Raw genomic sequence first — 19,886 nt, 5'->3', positions numbered from 1 at the left:
GGTCTGGACCCAGCAACGTGCTGGGTTCGGGCCCTCCCTCTCGTTTTCTATCTCGCTCGTTTCTGAGCGTATGCGGTACTCCCTGAGAAGGACCGCTATACCGGGCGTTCTCAAGGTGGAACGGGTGTGCTCACCACTGAAATCCACATCTGTGCGCACCCCCAGCACCCCTGGTATGCCATGCGTCACATTCACGAAGTATCCCACATCACATGACAGCGCTGTCCTACACTGAAGAAGCACGACCACTCTGCGCGCAACGCTGCGCTGTGCCAATGAAGGGAACACGATGGCCAACACGAAACGGCGCCACTCCCGAATCCCCCATGCGTTAACGGCCGCGATGGCTGCCGTTGCCATGCTGGGATCCGGACTGGCGGTCACAGCCCCATCCACGGCGGATGGGGCAACCCCGCTGGCGGATTCAGTCAATCCGTTTATCGGCACTCAAGATGAGGGCAACACCTACCCGGGAGCAAGCACGCCGTTCGGGATGGTGCAGTTCTCCCCGGATAACGGCCATAACGTGGGATATGACTACACGCGGGATTCGATCCGCGGATTCTCCCTAGTCCATATCTCGGGTGTGGGATGTTCTCTGGGCGGCCCACAGCCTATGCTTCCCACAACGGGGGCGGTCACATCAACCGATAACGCAAAGTACGCCCTGAAGTATTCGCATGAGGCGGAGAGCGCTTCGGCGGGTCAATACTCGGTGGATTTGCAGGCACCGGAGGGTACTGTCACGGCGGACCTGACCGCCACGGCCCGCACGGGCGTGGCCCGCTACACCTATCCCGAGACGGATGAAGCGATGCTCATGGTCAATGTGGGGCAGGCGTTGAATGGGGTGACGTCGTCGTCGGTAAAAATTCTTGACGAACACACAATCGAAACCGAGATAACCACGGCCGGGTTCTGCCAGGACACCCCGGAGGTAACTTTCTATACAACCACGGTGTTCGACCGCGATATTGCGGAGGCGGGAACGTGGGAAGGTGATAAGGTAACGGACGCTCAGGAGTCCGCGGGCGAAGGCCGGCGCGGCGCGTGGGTCCAGTTTGATACCACGGACGGCGATACAACCGTTGAGGCGCAAACCTCCCTCAGCTACGTCGATTTGGATGGGGCGCGCGCGAACCTCGAAGCTGAGCGTGCAACGTACGAGGAGGCGCTCGCGGACACGAAGGCGGAGTGGGAAGAGCGCTTACACTCGATCGATATTGAGGGTGCGGACGAAACGACGGAGCGAGTTTTCAATTCCGCGCTCTACCGCAGCTTCTTGGCACCGAACCTCGGATCGGACGTTGATGGCCGGTACACGGGCTGGGATCAGAAGATCCACAAGGAGGACGATCCGGACTTTTTCTACTATCAGAACTTCTCTTTGTGGGACACCTACCGAACTCAGGAGCAGTTCGTAGCGCTGGTTGATCCGGACGTGGCGGCCGATCAGGCGCTCTCGCTTGTGCGCCAGGGCCAGCATTCTGGGTGGCTCCCGCGTTGGGGATTTGGAACGGTAGAAACCAATATTATGACGGGAGATCCCGGGACGATTTGGTTGGTTCAGGCGTGGGCGCAGGGCCTTTTGACGGGGCACGAGGAAGAGACTTATCAGCTTCTGATTGACAACGCAGATGGCGTCCCGCCCACCGAATGGTTCGCCAACGGGCGCGCCGGTAACGCCGAGTACCTCGCCGATGGCTACGTTCCACAAGACCCCTCCACCCGTAAGGGCCCGGGAGATTACGATTTGGACCATGGTGGTTCGGCCACGTTGGAATACGCTTTAGCCGATGCCTCCCTGTCCGTGATGGCTTCCACTTTGGGTTTTGACGACGACGCCGAACGCCTCGCCGCCCGAGGCACCTCCTACCGCAACCTCTTTGATCCCTCCACGGGCCACTTCAGGGCGCGCGACCGATCCGGGGCCTTCTACGGGAGCGAGGATCCCGCACAGGCGCGCGGCTTCCACGAGGCGACTGCTTCCCAGTACATGTGGCTGGTGCAGCAAAATCCGTACGATCTTATGGAAATGATCGGAGCGGCCGATGGTAAGGACGCGAAGGAGGCGACCATCGAGCGGTTGGACCACTTCTTTGCGTTCCCCGAGGTTGTGAGCGATCCGGCTGGGACCGCTCTGGAGACGTGGGTGAGTGGTGCCTATGATTACTACGGCTTCGATACCTACAATCCCAACAATGAGCCCGATTTCCATGCTCCGTGGATGTATCTGTGGGCTGGGCAGCCGTGGAAGACCAGCGACGTACTGGTTGCCGCTCGAACCTTGTTTACTGACGGGCCAACCGGCGTAACCGGCAACGATGATCTTGGGACCATGAGCTCGTGGTACGTATTCGCAAGTATCGGGTTGTTCCCCGCGGTTCCGGGGACGGACATGTGGACTCTGGCAACACCCGCATTTGAGAAGGTGACGATTCAGCGTCCCGACGGAAAGCCCCTTGTGATTACCGCCGATGGTGTGTCCGATTCCAACCGCTACATTGAGGGCGTTTCAGCCGATGGGAGCGCGTGGGACAAGGGATACATCGAGGATGCTGACCTGGATGGGGTCTCTACGCTCGCGTTTGATTTAGGGGCGGAAGCTGGTGCGTCTGATTGGGCGACCGGGGATGATGCCGCGCCCGCTGCGATGATCGAGGGGAGTGAAGGGCAGGAGCGGCTTGGCCTTGGGGTTGATCCCGAGCATCTGTGGGCGGTTCCTGGTGGCGAGATTTCCGCTAGCGCCTCCGTGATCGCGCAAGGGCCCGGGACGGTGTCGGGAGAGATCGCAGCCGCGTCGGACAGCCTGTGGGTGAGCCTCGCGGACTCGGAGTGGAGCGTGGAATCCGGCGGTTTCCCGGTTGGGACCTCCAGTGATGTGACTGTGGAGGTGCCTGAGTGGACGCCGTCGGGGGCGCACGAGGTTTCGCTTGAAGCCACGGCGGGGGATCTTGAATCTTCGCTTGACGTTGATGTTTCCGTGGGGCCCGAATCCTTCCTCAAAGAGCATCTCAACAACACCGCAATTGGTGATCTTGGCGGGGACGGGGCCGATTTCGACGGGCTCGGGTACTTCTACCCGCGTGATCTGTTGGCTCAAGCTGGTGTGCCTACGGGGGCGTTGGTGAACATTCCCGATAGTCAGCTTCAGTATTGGATCTCTGGGGATGCTGGCGAGCCAGATAACGTGCTCATGAAGGAGCAGACGATTGAGCTGCCCGAGGCACTGGCATCTTCCGGGCAGATCGCGCTGGTTGGTGCGGCTAACAACGGATCATTCAGCGAAGAGATCGTGCTTGGTCTCCAGGATGAGAAGACCGGTGACACGAGTGATGTGACTGCGGGAGTTGCCCTGCCAGACTGGTGCTCTGGCAAGAATCCAGAGGACGGGTCCACGGTTCTTGGTGTTCCCTCCCAGCGCGGAGGCAAGAACGGTGCCGAGGGTGCGAACTGCGGGCTATATGCCACGCAGCCAGTCGACATTCCAGAAGGTCAGAATCTGATTTCCATCCAGCTTCCGGATAACTCGAAGATGCATCTGTTTGCGATTGCAACAGATGCGCCCCAGTGGGTTGAACCTGAGCTCACCGCGGGAGTTGCCGCTGTAGCGGAGGTTGCTGAGGTCGCTGCAAACGAAGGTGCGGACGCAGATGTGGAAGCCGCAAGTGGCGAGCTGACCATTCAGGCTAAACTCGATCCCGAGGCCGCCGGCACCATCCGGGTCTACGAGGGCCGTGAGGCGTTGGCTGATTCCGCTGTCGATTCCGGTAGCGCTGAAGTCGTGGTGACCGGGCTGGATGCCGGCGAGCACGAATTGCGCGTTGCCTTTATCCCCGACGATTTCGTCGCATGGTCCGCAACGTCCGCTGATCTTATTGCAGTTGAGGTTGACGATGAGCAGGATCCGGGGACGGACCCAAGTGACCCGGGAACGGATCCGACTGAGCCGGGTACTGACCCGAGCGACCCGGGAACGGATCCAACGGATCCGAGTGAACCGGGAACGGATCCGTCTGATGGAACCGCGACGGACCCTTCAGGCTCTGAGAACGGAACGGCTGGCCCGGGCACTGATTCAAATGCTGGCGATCAGCCCGGTTCAGAGATGCCAAATACTGGTGCTCGCGTTGCTGCCATTGGTGCAGCGGCATTACTGCTGACGGCTGCTGGCGTAGTGCTAGTGGCAAGGCGACGTATGGACGGTTAGTTTCGCCGCTAACGGTGGGAGGGTCTGAATCCAGCCATGTGCTGGCTCGAGCCCTTCCTCTTGTTTTCTACTAACCACCCACCTCGGTAGGTCGGTGCGGAGGTGGGGATCCGTCGTCGTCGACAAAAATGGTTGTACTCAAGGATGGCGTACGGGTCGGTTAATTGTGAGGTATAACACAAATTGTAAACCCGGTGAGAATGCCCGTTTGGGAGGAAAAAGTGTGGGAGGTGCTCGATAGGCTTGTACCGAACAGAAGTTCTTCAGTTTGATGGATGGAGGTGAAACGATGACTACGCTGTTCGATGTTGTTGGTATCGAGGCCGAGGCTTCTGCTGGGCCGCGAGCTGGGCGGCCGTTGGGGAGCTCGCGAGCTAGCGGTCCTACGGCGGCACCTTCGGCTGGTAGTACGGCCGTCGGGGCTGCGGCGGGTCCGGGTGCTCGCGCGGCTGGGGGCGCACCAGCCAAAAATGAGTATGCTGCGCGATCTACTGGCGGAGCCGGAGGGAACGCGAAAGACGAATTGGTCGCCGTGCTTGATCGCATGGCGCGGCTTTGCCAGAGCATGAGCGTGTCGGAGCTTGGGCTGCCGGATGCGATCGAGGTGTTGACTGCGATGAAGCGCGCGACGCGCTTTTTGGATGGTGCCAAGCTTTCCGCGATTGGGCATATAGAGGAATTGCAGGCTATCCAGCAGGGCCAGTTCGATCAGCTACCAGAGGGCAATGGGCGGCCGTTGCCGCTGCCGGGCGAGGAGAAGAACCTGCGGGATGTGCTGACCTCTTCGGGTCAGCAGTCTCAGGCGCAGACGGGCCGTGAGATGTCACAGGCTAGGGCGGCCGTGGCTTTTCCGCTGTTTGGTGCGGCAATGAAGAAGGGGCTGTCGCGGTCCTATCTTGAGGCGTTGACGTCGCTGATTGGGAGGGACTTGACCAAGCAGGCGAAGGCGGATGAAGCGATGTTCGTCGAGGCTGCATGGAATGAGCCTGTCGAAAGATTCCGCAAGACGGTCTTGGCGTGGCGTGTGACCCATCGGCCGGAGCAAGCCGAGAAGGAAGCAGCGCGGGAAATTGAGTCCGAGAAGTTCTATGTCAGTCCGGATCGGGGCGGGTATCGGCTCTCGGGTTGGCTCACTGCGTCTGACGGCACGCTGCTCAAGCATACGTTGAACGAGATTGTGGGGGTGCCCAAGAAGGATGACCGCCGCACACCGCCCCAGCGAAATGCTGAGGCGCTGGTGCAGCTAGCGTCGGCAGCTTTGAGTGGCTCTGGTGGAACTGCCGGTCACGCGGGGCCGCGGCACGAGATCCTGGTTCATGTGCCGCTTGGGACGCTGGTTCAGACCGAAAAGGCGATCGCGAAGGGGTGTGCTGAGCTTCCCGAGGCGAGTCGGGCCGGGTCGCGGCACGGGCGGGATCCCGCCGGTGCGGCTGATTCGGGCGAGACGGGCGCTGGCTGCCCGACTTCGGGTGCGGGGCTCGGGCGCCGCGGTGCCTGTCTCGATGAGCGCGAGCAGCTTGAAGCAGATCTTGGCGGAGTGCTCGCGCGGATTCGGGCGGGTATAGATGTAACTCTCCTCGAAGGATGTGGGCCAGCGACTTTACCCGACGGGAGTGCGTTGCCGCCTTCGGAGCTAGCGCAGACGTTGTGCGATTCCGCCGTTACCCGAGTAGTGATGGGAGCGTATGGCGAGCCACTGGACGTCTCTCGAAAGCAGAGGCTCTTCAGCGCGCGGCAGGCGAAAGCGGTGATTGCGAGAGATCGGCATTGCCGGTATCCGGGGTGTGAGCGTGGAGCCGAGTATGCGGAGATTCATCATGCGCAGGAGTATGAGAGGGCGGGGCCCACAATTATTGATAATGCCGTGCTCTTTTGCCGTGCACACCACGGAGCGATCCATCGTGCCCAGATCACGATCACTCATCACCTCGGCGGGTTCGCGTTCACGAAGCCAGATGGGACGCTGATTGGAGTCACGAAGCATCGGAGCGCGGACCGCTAGATTCGCGCCAGACAACCTCGTTTGGGATGATGCGGCCGAAGCCTTGAAGGTCTTCGCCGTCGATTTGCCGGAGGACGACCTCCGCAAGTTCTTCGCCGATTCGGTAGGAGTCCTGGTGCACCGTGGTGAGCGGGGGGTGGGCACGTAGGGCCCAGTCGGAATCGTCGAATCCGGATACCGAGACGTCCTCGGGGACGCGCCGGCCTTGCTCGGCTAGAACGTCCAGTGCACCCGTGGCCAGCAGATCGGAGGAGGCAATGACTGCGTCGATCTCTGGCCCGGCGGCAAGGAGGCGACGCATGGAGGCACGGCCTGCTTCGAGCTCCCACTGATTGGCGAAGTCCACAAGCGCTGGATCATAGGCGGGGCCTAGGGCCTTCTTGTAACCGGCATGCCGGAGAATCGCGGCTGGTTCGTGTTCTGGGCCGCCGAGGTGAGCGATTGTGTGGAACCCACTTTCATGGAGAAGGCGAGTGAGCGTTTCGATCCCACCTGCATTGTCCGTGTCTACATGGGGTACAAGCGAATCGGGGAGGGGGACGCTGGCCGTAACCGCAGGTGTTGGTGTGTTGGCAATTGCCTGAGCCGCGGGGTCATTGAGGGACATGGCAACCAGAATCACCCCGTCCACAAAGCCGCCGCCGATCAGTTCCGTTATTCGCGCAGCCGATTGCTCACTGTCAATAATCATGAAGAGCATTTGGTAGTTTTGGGCAGAGAGTGCCGCGTTGGCGCCGATGGCCATCTTGCTCAAGTTAGGATCGGTAAAGAACAGGGTAGGGCTCTCGCGCACAACGAATGCCACCGCGCGGGTTTGGCGGTTCACTAGCGAGCGTGCGGTTCTGCTGGGCACATAGTTAACCTCGCGGATTGCCTGATCGATCGCGGTAGCCGCTTGTTCGGACACATACGCGCGCTTGTTTAGGTAACGCGACACCGTCGCGTGCGAAACGCCAGCTACCCGTGCAACATCCAGAATCGTTGGGCGCCCGACGGATAGTTGATTGTCCATGGTGCCTTCGTTGTTGATATAAGCCTGCTGTTCCCATAGTACTCAGGAACCATTGCCCCTCGATAAACCGTGTGTGTAGGATTGGATCTAGCCTGTATGTAAACGTGTACAGAATGTTTAGATGGTGATCCCAAAGGAGGGAACCTCATGAAGAGTTCGCCGCAAAGTCCCGTGCCACTTAAGGCCGATTCCATCTTTTACGGCGCAGATTATAATCCCGAGCAGTGGCCTGAGGGGACTGTTGAGCGCGATATCGAGTTGATGAAGGCTGCTGGAGTGAATCTCGTGACCGTAGGCGTCTTTTCGTGGGCGCTGTTGGAACCGGAGCCTGGGCGCTATGAGTTTGGGTGGCTTCGCGATGTCATGGACAAGATGTATGAGGCCGGGATTGGTGTTGATCTCGCCACGGGGACCGCTTCGCCGCCGCCGTGGCTGGGTTCGCTCTATCCTGAGACGCTGCCCATCAATGTTCATGGTGAGCATCTCTCTTGGGGATCGCGCCAGCAATACAATCCCAGCAGCCAGTTGTTCCGGGATAAGGTGGCTGCGCTGGTGAAGGCGATGGCTGCAGCCTTCGGTGATCATCCCGGACTGAAGATGTGGCACGTGAGCAATGAGTACGGGTGCCACATTGATGAGAGTTTCGATCACGAATCTGTGGAGCGTTTCCGGGCGTGGCTGGGGGAGCGCTACGGCTCGCTCGACGCACTGAATCAGGCGTGGGGAACCGCTTTTTGGTCCCAGCGGATGACTTCTTGGGATCAGGTTCTTCCGCCGGTTGTCACGCCCACGATTCCCAATCAGCATCAGCAGGTTGATTGGCGTATTTTTTGGTCAGAGAACATCCTCGACCTTTTCCTCATCGAGAAGGAGGCCCTCCGCACCGCCAACCCGGACATTCCCATTACCACGAATTTCATGGATCTCTGGGACTCGCTAGATTACTGGCGTTGGGCCGAGCATATGGACGTCATTAGCAATGACAGTTACCCCGATCCCGCAAATCCGAGGGCCGCGCGAGAGTATGCGTTGCATTGTGACCTCATGCGTTCCTTTGGCGGCGGCCGGCCATTCATCCAGATGGAGCAGACTCCGTCCGCCGTCCAGTGGCGGAGGCGCAACCCCGTCAAGCGCCCAGGGCAATACGGTTTGTGGAGCATGCAGGCCGTTGCGCGCGGGGCCAACGGCATCATGAACTTCCAGTGGCGGCAGTCGCTTGCGGGAGCCGAGACCTTCCACGGCGCCATGGTGCCTCACGGCGGCACGGAAACCCGGACTTGGCGGGAGGTTACCCAACTGGGCGAGGCATTGTCGGCGATTGAGCCACCCGAAGAAGGGGCTGCGCAGGCGGACGTTGTACTTTTGTGGGACTGGGAGAGCGCGTGGAATCAGCAATACGCGTGTGGTCCGGTGGATGAGCGGGTGCCAGAGAACGAATTGCGTGCGTGGCACGCCAGCCTCTTCGAGCGCCACCAGGTTGTGGATTTCGCTCATCCCGAGTCGGATTTGACCAGCTATCGCGTGATTATTGTTCCTGCGCTGTTTAGGCTGACCCCGGCGGCAGTGGCGCGGTTGCTCGAGGCTGTTGCCGGTAGGGCGAGCGTTATTGTCACATACCAGACGGGGTATGTGGGCCCGGATGGCCACGCGATCGAGGGCGGGTACCTCGGCAATCTCGCCAGCCTACTCGGTGTCCGCGTACAAGGGCTTTACCCCGTGTCCGTGGAGCCCACCGTTTTGGGGTTTGGGGAGGATTTGGACCACGATGTCGATCACATCTCCTCCTCTATCCATACCCCCGCAGCGAGTAATGATGTGGTGTTGCGTGCGGTGGACGGTGCGAGCTTCTCCGGAAAGGGCGCCGATTGGGGCGAGGTTCTTGCCGTTGATCCTGATGCCGGTGTTGAGGTTATCGCAGAGTTTGCAGCCGATGATCTTGCTGGTTTGCCCGTTGTTACCGTGCGGCGAGGTTCTGGCGCTGGTGAGGCTTGGTACGTCGCGACCCGGTTGGATTCCGCAGGTCGTGCCGCCGTTTTGGATCAAGTCTTGGGCGTGGCACCCGCTGTTCCGCGTGGCGTGGATATCACCGAGCGGGGCCAGTACATCTTCCTCCTCAACCACGGCGATCACGAAGCGATAGTTGAGGGCGACCATCATGTAGCCCCGCGCTCGTGTCGGGTCTTGCTGGCTGAGGGCTGACGGCTAGCGGACAGCGTACGATGATCTGGGAACATGCCGAAAAGGAGAAGTGAAATAATGACTGACCAGTCCTTGACGAGTGGATTGCTGGATCAATTCGCCGCCGAGTTTGCCGCAGATAAGACCGCGCGCATCGTTCAGAATGCCGTAACGGAGACGTCCATCAAGAAGGTGGCGATGGACCGGGAGATCGTTACGTCGATCGATCCTTCGATGTCCGTGCGTGTTGATAAGTGGCCGAATGCGAACCAGAAGAAATCGGGGCGCTGCTGGCTGTTCGCGGGCCTGAATTCGCTGAAGGCGGCAGTGTACGAGGAGACGGGACTAGAGAAGTTCGAATTCTCGCAGAATTTCCTGCACTTCTGGGACAAGCTGGAGAAGTCGAACTACTTCCTCAGTACGATGATCGAACTAGCCGATCGCGACGTTGATGATCGCACCATCCATTACCTCCTCTCTGATCCGGTGAGTGACGGCGGCCAGTGGAACATGTTCGTGGCCCTAATCGAGAAGTATGGCGTTGTACCCAAGTATGCGATGCCGGAAACGGAATCGTCCTCCAATACAGCCCTCATGAATCAGACGCTGGGGAACCTCCTGCGCCGGGGAGCCCGGGACGTTCGCGCCGCCGCCAACGCGGCCGCCGTGAAGAAAGACATCATGCGTGAGGTCTACCGTGTCCTCTGCATTCACCTCGGGACCCCTCCGCGCGAGTTCGTGTGGCAGTGGGAAGGTAAGGATCGCGAGTTCCACCGCGCCGGCACCTTCACCCCGATCCAGTTTGCGGCGAAGTATCTGCCTGCTCTTGAGGATTACGTGTGTCTGGTGAATGATCCTCGGGAGACCTCCCCGTACAACAACCTGTTCACTGTGGACCGTTTGGGCAACGTGGTGGGTGCTAGGCCAGTCACCTATCTCAATGTCCCGATCAGCGTGATTCGCGAGGCCACGCAGTCAACCCTCGAGGCTGGCGATCCAGTTTGGATGGGCTGCGACACTTCTAAGCAGTGTGACCGCGACCTAGGCATTTGGGACGGCAAGCTCTTCGATTACGAGGGCACCTACGGCATTGACCTAGAGATGACTAAGGCCGAGGAACTGCAGTACGGCCAGGCACAGATGACCCACGCTATGGTCTTCACCGGCGTGGATATCCTCGACGGCGCAACCCGCCGCTGGCGCGTGGAGAATTCGTGGGGCGATCAGATTGCCGATAAGGGCTTCTTCACGATGAACGATTCGTGGTTCGATCAGCACGTATTCGAGGTAGCGATCCGCCGCGATCGCCTACCGGAGGAACTCCTCCCAATCCTCGAAACCGAGCCACTTGTGCTGCCCGCGTGGGATCCGATGGGTTCGCTTGCCTAGTAACGGCCGATATGCGCCCTCGCCAACCGGAGATCTCCACCTCGGGAATCTCCGGACGGCGATGCTGGCGTGGGCTATTGCGCGTAGATCCGGGGCCGGTTTCGTCATGCGCATGGAGGACTTGGACGAACGCGTGCGCCCCGAGTTTTACGGTCGCCAGCTCGAAGATCTGGCGGCGCTCGGCATCGATTGGGATTCGCTCGTTTACCAGAGTGAGCGTCAAGCTGCCTACGATGCCGCCTTCGAATCGCTCCAAGCGCGCGGTCTACTTTACGAATGCTATTGCACCCGCAAAGAGTTGGCCCAAGTAGCCTCGGCCCCACACCGCCCACCCGGCTCGTACCCGGGAACCTGCCGGAACCTCACTGAGGCGGAGCGAGAAGCCGGACGCGCGAAACTAGCTGGCACGAATCGTGGACCCGCATTACGGGTGAAGACGGACGTGCGGGAGCTTACCGTCGTCGACGAAATAATGGGAATCTACACCGGCGCTGTCGATGATTTTGTGATTCGCCGTGGAGACGGGGTTTACAGTTACAACTTCGTGTCCGTTTTTGACGACGACGACGAATCCATCACCCAAATCACCCGTGGCAACGATTTGCTGCCCTCAACGCCGCGGCAGGTGTATCTGCAGCAGTTGATGGGAATGGCAACCCCGAAGTATTACCACGTGCCGATGGTGTTCAACGCTGAAGGCGTGCGGCTGGCAAAGCGCGATGGTGCGGTGACGATGCGGGCGCTCGCAGAGTTCGGATGGGAATCAGGGGACGTGGCGGAGCTTATCGGCCGATCGTTGAGGTTGGAAGGCGTGCGAAGCGCTTCTGACCTTCCCCCAGTGCAATCTCTGGGCAGTGAGCCGTGGCTCGTGGATCCGAAGGAACTGGAAGCAGGCCCTCGAGCGGTACTTAGACGCTAGCCTCGTCGCGCGCAGCGAGCTTAGCATCGAGGATAACTAGTACCATCACGGCCGCAAAGCCAATGGCGGCAAGCCCAATGCATCCCCAGAGATCCGAACCGGGAGCACTGAGATTGCGGGCGGCGTCCTGCCATGGCCAGAGTGAGCGAAGGCCGCCAATCATCACGCCGGTCAGCACGGCTAGCGTGGTGGTGTGATGATTATTCAGGAGCCACTGAAGGGACTTCACCACAAGGATTATCCCGATTAGGATGCCGAGGAGGAACGGCGCCAGATAGCCGAGGTCCAGCTCGGAGACGGCGCGCATCGTGGACTCGTATAGGCCGAAGGTGAGGAGCAGGAAGGAACCCGAGAGGCCGGGTAGCACTAGAGCGGATACGGCAATGGCGGCGGCAGGAACAACGATCCAGATGTTTGCCTCTGCGTTTGCGGGTGGCAGCGACACCAAGATGAAGGCTGTGATCGCGGCGACAATGCCGAAAACGATGTGGTGGGGTTTCACCCGGAAATCTGATGTGCCGCGTCCTAGAGCGGCAGCGTTTCGGCGCTGGATTTCAAGCCCCCTAAGCATCATTCGCACTGGAACAGACACAGAGGCTAGAACCATTCCGAAGAATATGGAGCGCATCTGGACCGGATGAGCTTCCATAAGGTTCGCCATAGGGCCAGCAACCGTGAACAGCGCCGCGACCATTCCGATGAGCACCGGGATAACAACGCTCCAGTACACCTTGCTGAGCTCCTGTTTGAACCCTTCCTTACGATCCGGGCCCGTGATGAGCCTACGGAGGGCGGAAATGACCGATCCAGCCGAATCAATGATCTGGTAATAGATTCCCACCACAAGTGCAACGGTTCCGCCCGAGGTTCCAGGGACGGTTTCCACTGCTCCCATCATGGCTCCTCGGACGAGGTTGCCGGGGATCGAAGTGCGGCGGTAGGTTTCGGTCATGGAATGAGTCTAAACGGGGAAATGCATCACGGTTAGTTTCTTGGTGCTTAAGCGAGCAATCCCACGTGATATGGGAGCGGGCGCCAACGTCAAAGTTGGCGCCCGCTCGGCCAAAGATTTATTCCTGTTGATACAGGTTGAAACGAGGAGTTACTTTGTGCCCTCGTTGCCGATCTTTTGATCTACAGCATCTCGGACTTTATCGACCTGGTCTGCCTTGTCATTTCCAAGCTTGTCCTTGGCGAACCCGGCAGTTTGATCCAGAATCTGATCCGACTTTTCTTCAGCCTGATCGCTATTCAGGAAGTCCTTGGCCTTATTAGCTAAATCCATAGAACTCTCCTTCCGTCGTCCAACGCCGATCTCTTGATCAGCTAAGCCCAATCTACCCTGCACTCGGCAAGTAGGAAAGGCCTAGAAGTGACGTTCGATATCGGCGATAGAAGCGAAGGCTGCGTCCACTAATGAACCGAGCGTTTCTGGGGCGATCGAGACGGACAGCGTGCGCTTTCCACCCGAGACGAGCATGGTTTCGTGATCGCGGGCGGAGGCATCGATGAACGTTGGTACCTTCGTTCGCTGGCCAAGAGGGGAGATTCCGCCGGTGACGTATCCGGTCTGTTTCTCAGCCTTCGCCGGTTCCATCATTTCGGCGCGTTTGCCGCTCGCAGCCTTCGCAAGGGCCTTGAGGTTAAGCATGCCCGTTGCCGGGACCACCGCGCATACCGGCTTGCCATCCACGAGGGCCATGAGCGTCTTGAAGATCGTTGCTGGATCACGCCCTAGCACCTCAGCAGTATCCAGCGCGTAACCATGATCTTGATGCTCAGAGTGTTCGTACTCCACGAGCTCATAGGCGGCGTCCGCCGCCTCAAGCACCTGAAGCGCGTGCGTGCCTTGCTGCTGCCGCTTCTTCTTCGCCATGCTGACCATCCTAGTGACTTGTATTCTGGACGAGTGAACATGATCTTGCGAGAAGCGAACGTTGCTGATGTGGATGAACTGATAGGGCTCCATCGGAGGGCGTGGCTGGCTGCCTACAACGAGGATATCTCACGGGAGCAGTTCCGCGAGGTGTTCTCAGGCAATAGCTCGGCAACGGTGTGGGTTGCGCTGCATGGCGGCGAACTCGTCGGCTTTTGCGAATGCGAGGCGAAGGGGCCTCACGAGGTTCGATCCCTCGAGGTAGCGATGCTGTACGTGGATCCGGACCGAACGGGTGAAGGAATCGGGAGTCTGCTCCTTCAACGAGCAATTGGGGACGCGCCAGCCTATGTGTGGACCCGCCCGGGTGGCTCACAACGTTTCTACGAGAAGCACGGTTTCGGCGCGGATGGAGAAGATGCGACGTTCGCCGGAATGCCGGTGCTTCGGCTGGTGCGCTAGATCTCCTCGGCCTCGAACGTGAAGATGTCCAAGAATCTCTTTGCACGTTCGGTCTGGGGCTCCTTGAAGAATTCGGCAGGGCGCCCCTCTTCGATAATCTTGCCGTCGTCCATGAACACCACGCGATCAGCTACCGCTTCGGCGAACTGCATTTCGTGCGTCACGATCAACATCGTCATTCCGGACTTTGCTAGCCCAGCAACCACATCGAGAACCTCGCGGACCATCTCCGGGTCCAGAGAGGCCGTGATTTCGTCCAGTAGGAGGACTTCAGGTTCCATCATGAGCGCGCGGACGATCGCCACGCGCTGCTTTTGCCCGCCGGAGAGCTGGCTCGGGTAAGAATCCGCGCGATCGGCAAGGCCCACGCGTGTGAGCAGTTCGGTGGCGCGCTTGGCCGCTACCGCCTTGTCCTCCTTGCGGACCTTGAGTGGGGCGAGCAGCAGGTTATCCAAGATGGTCAGGTGGGGGAACAGCTCGTAGCTCTGGAACACCATACCCACGCGCTGGCGGACCCTATCCCATGATTTTCCGTCCACAACCTGCCCATCAAGGGCGATGGTTCCGTCTTGGATCTCTTCTAGTCCGTTAATGCAGCGAAGCAGGGTAGATTTGCCGCACCCGGACGGGCCGATGATGGCCAGAACCTCGCTACGGTCAACGGATAGATCGATGCCACGAAGAACGAGGCGGTCCTGATCGTAAACCTTGACAATGTTTTGGAGATCAAGCATTAAGCCCACTTCTTTTCGAGTTTTCGCGCCGCCACTGAGAGCGGATAGCAGATGAGGAAATAGAGGATAAAGATGAGGCCATAAACCCACAGAGCGGCGTCCGGGAAATCAAATCGATTCGCATCGATAATCTGTTGGCCAACCTTGAGTGCCTCGACCACGCCTATGAGCGCGACCAGCGTGGTTGTCTTGATCATGCGCGTGGCCAGATTAATGGAGAGCGGGGCGAGCCGCCGGATTGTCTGCGGCAGGATTACGTAGCGATACTGCTGGGCCCGCGTGAGACCAAGCGCCGCTGCACTCTGGTACTGATGGGACGGGATTGAGGCAAGGGCACCGCGCACAAGGTCACCCATCTCCGCCGTGCCCCACAGAGTGAACACGATGATGGCAGAAATCTCGCCAGTCAAATTGATTCCAGTGCTGCGGGCCAGCCCAAAATACACGATGAACAACAGCACTAGTTGGGGCATGATCCGGATGAACTCTAGATAGACCCGCATGAGGAAGCGGAGCACCCGGTTCTGGGACGTCATCGCAATGCCCATGAACACGCCCAGAACCATGCTGAGAACCAGTGAGATTCCGGCGATCCGGATCGTGATCCATAGGCCATAGAGCAAACGAGCGAAGTTGGTGCCTTCGAACAGAACTGTCCAGTCAGACATGACGCATCCTCCGCTCAACCTTGCCGGCGATAAGGGAGATCGGGAGGAGGATGATCAGGTAGAACACTACAAGCATCCCCAGGGCAATCCACGTGTTGTAGTCGGTCCCGATGATGTCCTTGGTGACGAACATGAGGTCCGGTAGGGCGATAATGGATACAACGGAAGTTTCCTTGATGAGGAACACGATGTTCGCCGTGATTCCGGGCAATGCTACGGCCAGAGCCTGAGGCAGCAACACATAGCGAATTGCCGTGGAGGTCTTCATCCCAAGAGACCGTGCCGATTCCATCTGAATCTTTTCCACGGATTCGAATCCGGACCGGAAGGCCTCGGCCATATAGGACCCGCCAAGGAAGGTGAGCCCAATGATTGCGCAATTCTCTGAGGACCAGACAATCCCGAGCTTTGGCAGCCCAAAGTAGATGAAGAAAAGTTGGACCAGCAGTGGAGTATTCCGGGACAGCTCAACATAGGCGTTGACGATCTGCCGGGCTACAGGCACACGCAGATACTGGACCAAGCTGCACACTAGGCCCAGTATCAGCGCGTAGACCGTCCCGAAGAACGCAATCCGCAGGGTGAGGAGGGTAGCGTCGAAGTACCTCGGGAGGTATTCGGCGATGATGGAAAAATCCAACTACGCTTGACCGTTCTCAATCACGAGTTCGTCGGGGCTCACCTGATCGCCGTACACGGGCAGCAGGGTTTCCTCGTATAGACCGTGGAAGAAATCATCGGGCAGTTCGGTCAGTTCGCTGTTCAGCCATTCGAGCAGATCGGTGTTTCCCTTCTTCACGGCCGCCGCGATGGTATCGGGATCTCCCAGTGATGTGATGCCCGTGGTGAAGTCCTCGTGGTTCTGCGCCCAAGCAAGGCCCTCGGTGTTGTCCGTGACCCATGCATCGCCACGCCCGTCGATCAGGGCATTAGTCGCCTCGGTGTACTGTTCGTACTTCTGCACATCGGCATCGGGGTAGTTTGCGTCCAAGTAAGATTCGGCGGTTGTGCCACGCACGATGATCAGGCTTTGATCGGCAAGCTGATCGGTGTCGGTAATCTCTTCCGCCACGGGGCTCACCACGCCGAGCGAGACCTGCATATAAGGATTCGCGAAGTCCACCTTTTCAGCGCGCTCATCCGTCACGGTGAAGTTAGCGAGGATGACGTCTACCTTATCGGACTCTAGGAACTCAACTCGTGCGGATGCGTCAACGGGAACCCACTCGGGCTCAACACCAAGATCTTCGGCGATTTGCTCCCCGTACTCGATGTCATACCCCACGTAGTCTCCGTTCGAGTCTACGGAACCGAAGGGTGCCTTATCTGAGAATACTCCGAGGCGGATCTTGCCAGAGTCCTGAATTTCTTGGGCTGTCCGGCCTGTCGCTCCCGAAGCGGAAACAGATCCGGTAGCGTCCTCTTCCTCTGCGGCGCCGCATGCCGAAAGCGCGACCGCTGCGGCCGCGAGTCCGGCGCCAATCTTGGTAAATCGTGAAAATGACATGGTTATTCCTTTGAATGGATGGGAAAGTGAGGGATTTAGCGGCAACAACACATCGCGCAACACTGTGCGTTGCAAGCTGATGTGAGGAAGTCATGTGCCATACCGGCAGTTTAAACCCATATATCACACAGGGAATAGGACTTCAGTATGTGAGACGTGGTTATTGTGGCCGCGACGAAGCCTCACCTGCGTTCGGGAGTGTTTCGTCGTCGTCAGAATAAAGTTGAGTGGAATAGACTCAACTTTAAAGCGTTAAATTTAATGGTTAGAAACTTCCGAAAGGGGACGTGAATGGACAAGTTAACAACAAAGTCGCAGGAGGCTCTGGCGGCCGCAATCAGCGCGGCCTCGGAGGCTGGCAATCCACAAGTGGAGCCTCTGCACCTTCTGGAGGCGTTGCTCGGCCAGCAGGGTGGCGTGGCGGTGGCGCTTCTGGACGCAATGGGGATTGACCGTGCGGACGTGGCGAATCGGACGAGGGCGGCTATCACCGCGCTTCCGGGAGCTTCTGGCTCTTCGGTGAGCCAGCCGCAGGCCTCGCGCCCGCTCTCGCTGGTGATCTCGGACGCGGGTAAGGAAGCCACGGCGCTTGGCGATTCCTATGTTTCCACCGAGCATCTGCTGATGGGAATTGCTCAGTCGCAAAGTCAGGCTGGGGAGATTCTGCGCTCGGCTGGCGTGACGCGCGATCAGCTCGCTGCGGTTCTACCCAACGTGCGTGGGAGCGCCAAGGTGGATTCGCCGGATCCGGAGGGCACGTTTAAGGCGCTGGAGAAGTACGGGACGGATCTGACTCAGCTTGCTCGCGAGGGGAAGATGGACCCCGTGATCGGACGCGATTCGGAGATCCGCCGCGTGGTTCAGGTACTTTCGCGCCGAACCAAGAACAACCCGGTGCTGATCGGTGAACCCGGCGTTGGAAAGACTGCCGTGGTTGAGGGGCTCGCCCAGCGGATGGTGGACGGTGACGTTCCCGAATCCTTGCGTGGCAAGAAGCTGGTGCAGCTGGATGTGGCCTCGATGGTTGCCGGCGCGAAATACCGTGGCGAGTTCGAGGAGCGGCTCAAGGCCGTTCTGCAGGAGATCAAGGATTCGGCCGGGGAAGTCGTGACGTTTATCGATGAGCTCCACACCATCGTGGGGGCGGGCGGCGGTTCCGAGGGTGCCATGGATGCGGGCAACATGCTCAAGCCAATGCTGGCGCGCGGGGAGCTGCGGCTGATCGGCGCCACCACACTGGACGAATACCGCGAGAAGATCGAGAAGGATCCCGCCCTTGAGCGGCGTTTCCAGCAGGTCTATGTTGGCGAGCCCTCCGTTGAAGACACGGTGGCGATCCTGCGTGGCATCGCACCCAAGTACGAAGCGCACCACAAGGTAACCATCTCGGACGGCGCCCTCGTGGCGGCTGCCGAGCTGTCGAACCGCTACATTCCCGATCGCCAGCTGCCGGATAAGGCGATTGATCTTGTAGATGAGGCGGCCTCACGGCTGCGGATGGAGCTGGATTCCTCGCCTGAGAAGATCGACGTTCTCCAACGCCAAGTGGATCGCCTCAAGATGGAGGAATCCTATCTGGTGGATACGGACGTTGAGGACGATGCTGGCACAGCCGATCGCTTGGAGAAGTTGCGCGCCGAACTCGCGGACAAGTCCGAGGAGCTGGCCGCACTCAACGCTAAGTGGGAAGCCGAGAAGGCGGGCCGGAACCGCGTGGGTGATCTCCGCGTAAAGCTGGACGAGCTGCACACGGAGCTCGAGCTAGCCGTGCGCGAGAGCCGCTACGAGGATGCCGGGCGTATCCAGAACGGGGACATTCCACAGGTTGAGGCGGAGATTGCCGCGGCCGAGGCCGCGGAGGCGAGCGGCGGTAGCGCCGATACCGAGCCGATGATCGCCGATCACGTGGACGCGGATGAGATCGCCGAAGTTGTTTCGGCGTGGACCGGCGTGCCGGTTGGCCGGTTGATGCAGGGCGAAACCCAGAAGCTGCTTCAGATGGAGGATGTGCTGGGTGAGCGCCTCATCGGCCAGAAGACGGCCGTACGCTCCGTGTCCGATGCGGTTCGCCGGTCCCGCGCTGGCGTGGCAGATCCGAACCGCCCCACCGGGTCCTTTATGTTCTTGGGTCCCACCGGCGTGGGTAAGACAGAGCTCGCGAAGTCGTTGGCAGACTTTTTGTTCGACGACGAACGGGCCATGGTGCGAATCGACATGTCCGAGTATTCCGAGAAGCACACAGTGTCCCGGCTGGTCGGTGCCCCTCCTGGGTACGTGGGTTACGAAGAGGGCGGTCAGCTCACCGAAGCTGTGCGGCGCAGGCCCTACTCTGTGATTCTGCTGGACGAGGTGGAGAAGGCCCATCCGGACGTCTTCGACATCCTGCTTCAGGTGCTTGATGATGGCCGTTTGACCGATGGCCAAGGCCGAACCGTGGATTTCAAGAACACCATCTTGATCCTCACCTCGAACCTTGGGTCGCAGGCGCTTACCGATCCCATGTTGGACGATAATGCCCGCCACGAGGCCGTCATGGGGGCAGTTCGCGCCGCCTTCAAGCCGGAGTTCATCAACCGGTTGGACGATGTGATCGTGTTCGACGCTCTTTCGCTCGATGAGATTGGCAAGATCGTGGATCTGCAGGTGGCCGAGGTGGCCAAGCGGTTGGAGGGCCGCCGGATCACTCTGGAGGTTACGGGCGGCGCTCGCGATTACCTCGCGATGGACGGCTACGATCCGGCTTACGGAGCCCGGCCTTTGCGCCGGCTCATCCAGCGCGAGATCGGCGATCAACTGGCTCGCATGCTGCTGGGTGGCGAGGTTCAGGATGGCGATACCGTTCAGGCGGACGTGCGCGGGTTTGATGAATCTGGGCTGGAGCTCACCGTGACACATCGGGAGTGAGATCGAAATAGCGGGGTCTGAGTGA

Annotated in this window: 15 protein-coding genes; 7 read left to right on the top strand and 8 right to left on the bottom strand. The window is 59.5% G+C overall.

Annotated features, from left to right (window positions below; translation table 11 throughout):
- The first annotated feature begins 289 nt into the window (after positions 1 to 289).
- Both DD236_RS12375 and DD236_RS08540 read left to right on the top strand, forming a co-directional pair.
- A complete protein-coding gene (locus DD236_RS12375; protein ID WP_123072371.1) occupies positions 290 to 4,210 on the top strand; it encodes a GH92 family glycosyl hydrolase in 3,921 nt (1,306 codons plus the stop codon).
- Positions 4,211 to 4,499: 289 nt separating this feature from the next.
- Entirely contained in the window at positions 4,500 to 6,212 is a 1,713-nt protein-coding gene (locus DD236_RS08540) for an HNH endonuclease signature motif containing protein (RefSeq protein WP_165819871.1), read from the top strand.
- Here the strand turns inward: DD236_RS08540 and DD236_RS08535 are convergent.
- A complete protein-coding gene (locus DD236_RS08535; protein ID WP_109093947.1) occupies positions 6,184 to 7,224 on the bottom strand; it encodes a LacI family DNA-binding transcriptional regulator in 1,041 nt (346 codons plus the stop codon). The genes DD236_RS08540 and DD236_RS08535 overlap by 29 nt on opposite strands.
- Before the next feature lie 147 nt (positions 7,225 to 7,371).
- Here DD236_RS08535 and DD236_RS08530 point away from each other — a divergent pair, with 147 nt between their 5' ends.
- The 3 genes from DD236_RS08530 to gluQRS are packed head-to-tail and all read left to right on the top strand — an operon-like array spanning position 7,372 to position 11,710.
- Positions 7,372 to 9,423, top strand: a complete 2,052-nt coding sequence (locus DD236_RS08530; RefSeq protein ID WP_109093946.1) for a beta-galactosidase — start codon at positions 7,372 to 7,374, stop codon at positions 9,421 to 9,423.
- Between the two features lie 57 nt (positions 9,424 to 9,480).
- Complete coding sequence (locus DD236_RS08525) at positions 9,481 to 10,791, top strand: C1 family peptidase (protein WP_109093945.1); 1,311 nt, start codon at positions 9,481 to 9,483, stop codon at positions 10,789 to 10,791.
- Entirely contained in the window at positions 10,784 to 11,710 is a 927-nt protein-coding gene (gene gluQRS / locus DD236_RS08520; protein ID WP_207785758.1) for a tRNA glutamyl-Q(34) synthetase GluQRS, read from the top strand. The genes DD236_RS08525 and gluQRS overlap by 8 nt, the downstream gene beginning before the upstream one ends.
- On the opposite strand, the gene DD236_RS08515 is transcribed toward gluQRS, so the two are convergent.
- From DD236_RS08515 to ybaK, 3 genes are all read right to left on the bottom strand, one after another.
- A complete protein-coding gene (locus tag DD236_RS08515; RefSeq protein WP_109093944.1) occupies positions 11,700 to 12,662 on the bottom strand; it encodes a DUF368 domain-containing protein in 963 nt (320 codons plus the stop codon). The genes gluQRS and DD236_RS08515 overlap by 11 nt on opposite strands.
- Before the next feature lie 150 nt (positions 12,663 to 12,812).
- The gene (locus tag DD236_RS08510; RefSeq protein WP_109093943.1) at positions 12,813 to 12,995 is read right to left on the bottom strand and encodes an antitoxin; all 183 of its coding nucleotides are present in this window, start codon (positions 12,993 to 12,995) and stop codon (positions 12,813 to 12,815) included.
- Positions 12,996 to 13,076: 81 nt separating this feature from the next.
- Positions 13,077 to 13,586, bottom strand: a complete 510-nt coding sequence (gene ybaK / locus DD236_RS08505; RefSeq protein ID WP_109093942.1) for a Cys-tRNA(Pro) deacylase — start codon at positions 13,584 to 13,586, stop codon at positions 13,077 to 13,079.
- Between the two features lie 39 nt (positions 13,587 to 13,625).
- Between ybaK and DD236_RS08500 the strand changes: the two genes are divergently transcribed.
- Positions 13,626 to 14,048 carry a GNAT family N-acetyltransferase gene (locus tag DD236_RS08500; protein WP_165819870.1) on the top strand — a complete coding sequence of 141 codons (423 nt, stop codon included), beginning with the start codon at positions 13,626 to 13,628 and terminating at the stop codon, positions 14,046 to 14,048.
- Here DD236_RS08500 and DD236_RS08495 read toward each other — a convergent pair.
- Genes DD236_RS08495 through DD236_RS08480 form a run of 4 tightly spaced genes read right to left on the bottom strand, consistent with a single transcriptional unit; the run spans position 14,045 to position 16,957 of the window.
- Entirely contained in the window at positions 14,045 to 14,782 is a 738-nt protein-coding gene (locus DD236_RS08495; RefSeq protein ID WP_109093940.1) for an amino acid ABC transporter ATP-binding protein, read from the bottom strand. The two genes, DD236_RS08500 and DD236_RS08495, sit on opposite strands and share 4 nt — an antisense overlap.
- Complete coding sequence (locus tag DD236_RS08490) at positions 14,782 to 15,450, bottom strand: amino acid ABC transporter permease (RefSeq protein WP_109093939.1); 669 nt, start codon at positions 15,448 to 15,450, stop codon at positions 14,782 to 14,784. The genes DD236_RS08495 and DD236_RS08490 overlap by 1 nt, the downstream gene beginning before the upstream one ends.
- Positions 15,443 to 16,090, bottom strand: coding sequence for an amino acid ABC transporter permease (locus DD236_RS08485; RefSeq protein ID WP_109093938.1), 648 nt, complete (start codon positions 16,088 to 16,090; stop codon positions 15,443 to 15,445). The genes DD236_RS08490 and DD236_RS08485 overlap by 8 nt, the downstream gene beginning before the upstream one ends.
- Positions 16,091 to 16,957, bottom strand: coding sequence for a transporter substrate-binding domain-containing protein (locus tag DD236_RS08480; RefSeq protein ID WP_109093937.1), 867 nt, complete (start codon positions 16,955 to 16,957; stop codon positions 16,091 to 16,093). It lies immediately after the preceding gene.
- Positions 16,958 to 17,248: 291 nt separating this feature from the next.
- Here DD236_RS08480 and clpB point away from each other — a divergent pair, with 291 nt between their 5' ends.
- Positions 17,249 to 19,861 (top strand): ATP-dependent chaperone ClpB, encoded by a 2,613-nt coding sequence (clpB, locus tag DD236_RS08475; protein WP_109093936.1) that lies wholly within the window; start codon positions 17,249 to 17,251, stop codon positions 19,859 to 19,861.
- Positions 19,862 to 19,886 lie beyond the last annotated feature (25 nt).

The organism is Ancrocorticia populi, assembly GCF_003123745.1.
GTDB classification, from domain to species: Bacteria; Actinomycetota; Actinomycetes; order Actinomycetales; family Actinomycetaceae; genus Ancrocorticia; species Ancrocorticia populi.
This window is presented reverse-complemented; position numbering and strand designations above follow the sequence as displayed.

Coding starts and splice junctions, on each gene's coding strand:
- DD236_RS12375 (WP_123072371.1), top strand. CDS start 290: ATGGCCAACACGAAACGGCGCCACTCCCGAATCCCCCATGCGTTAACG.
- DD236_RS08540 (WP_165819871.1), top strand. CDS start 4,500: ATGACTACGCTGTTCGATGTTGTTGGTATCGAGGCCGAGGCTTCTGCT.
- DD236_RS08535 (WP_109093947.1), bottom strand. CDS start 7,224: ATGGACAATCAACTATCCGTCGGGCGCCCAACGATTCTGGATGTTGCA.
- DD236_RS08530 (WP_109093946.1), top strand. CDS start 7,372: ATGAAGAGTTCGCCGCAAAGTCCCGTGCCACTTAAGGCCGATTCCATC.
- DD236_RS08525 (WP_109093945.1), top strand. CDS start 9,481: ATGACTGACCAGTCCTTGACGAGTGGATTGCTGGATCAATTCGCCGCC.
- DD236_RS08515 (WP_109093944.1), bottom strand. CDS start 12,662: ATGACCGAAACCTACCGCCGCACTTCGATCCCCGGCAACCTCGTCCGA.
- DD236_RS08510 (WP_109093943.1), bottom strand. CDS start 12,995: ATGGATTTAGCTAATAAGGCCAAGGACTTCCTGAATAGCGATCAGGCT.
- ybaK (WP_109093942.1), bottom strand. CDS start 13,586: ATGGCGAAGAAGAAGCGGCAGCAGCAAGGCACGCACGCGCTTCAGGTG.
- DD236_RS08500 (WP_165819870.1), top strand. CDS start 13,626: ATGATCTTGCGAGAAGCGAACGTTGCTGATGTGGATGAACTGATAGGG.
- DD236_RS08495 (WP_109093940.1), bottom strand. CDS start 14,782: ATGCTTGATCTCCAAAACATTGTCAAGGTTTACGATCAGGACCGCCTC.
- DD236_RS08490 (WP_109093939.1), bottom strand. CDS start 15,450: ATGTCTGACTGGACAGTTCTGTTCGAAGGCACCAACTTCGCTCGTTTG.
- DD236_RS08480 (WP_109093937.1), bottom strand. CDS start 16,957: ATGTCATTTTCACGATTTACCAAGATTGGCGCCGGACTCGCGGCCGCA.
- clpB (WP_109093936.1), top strand. CDS start 17,249: ATGGACAAGTTAACAACAAAGTCGCAGGAGGCTCTGGCGGCCGCAATC.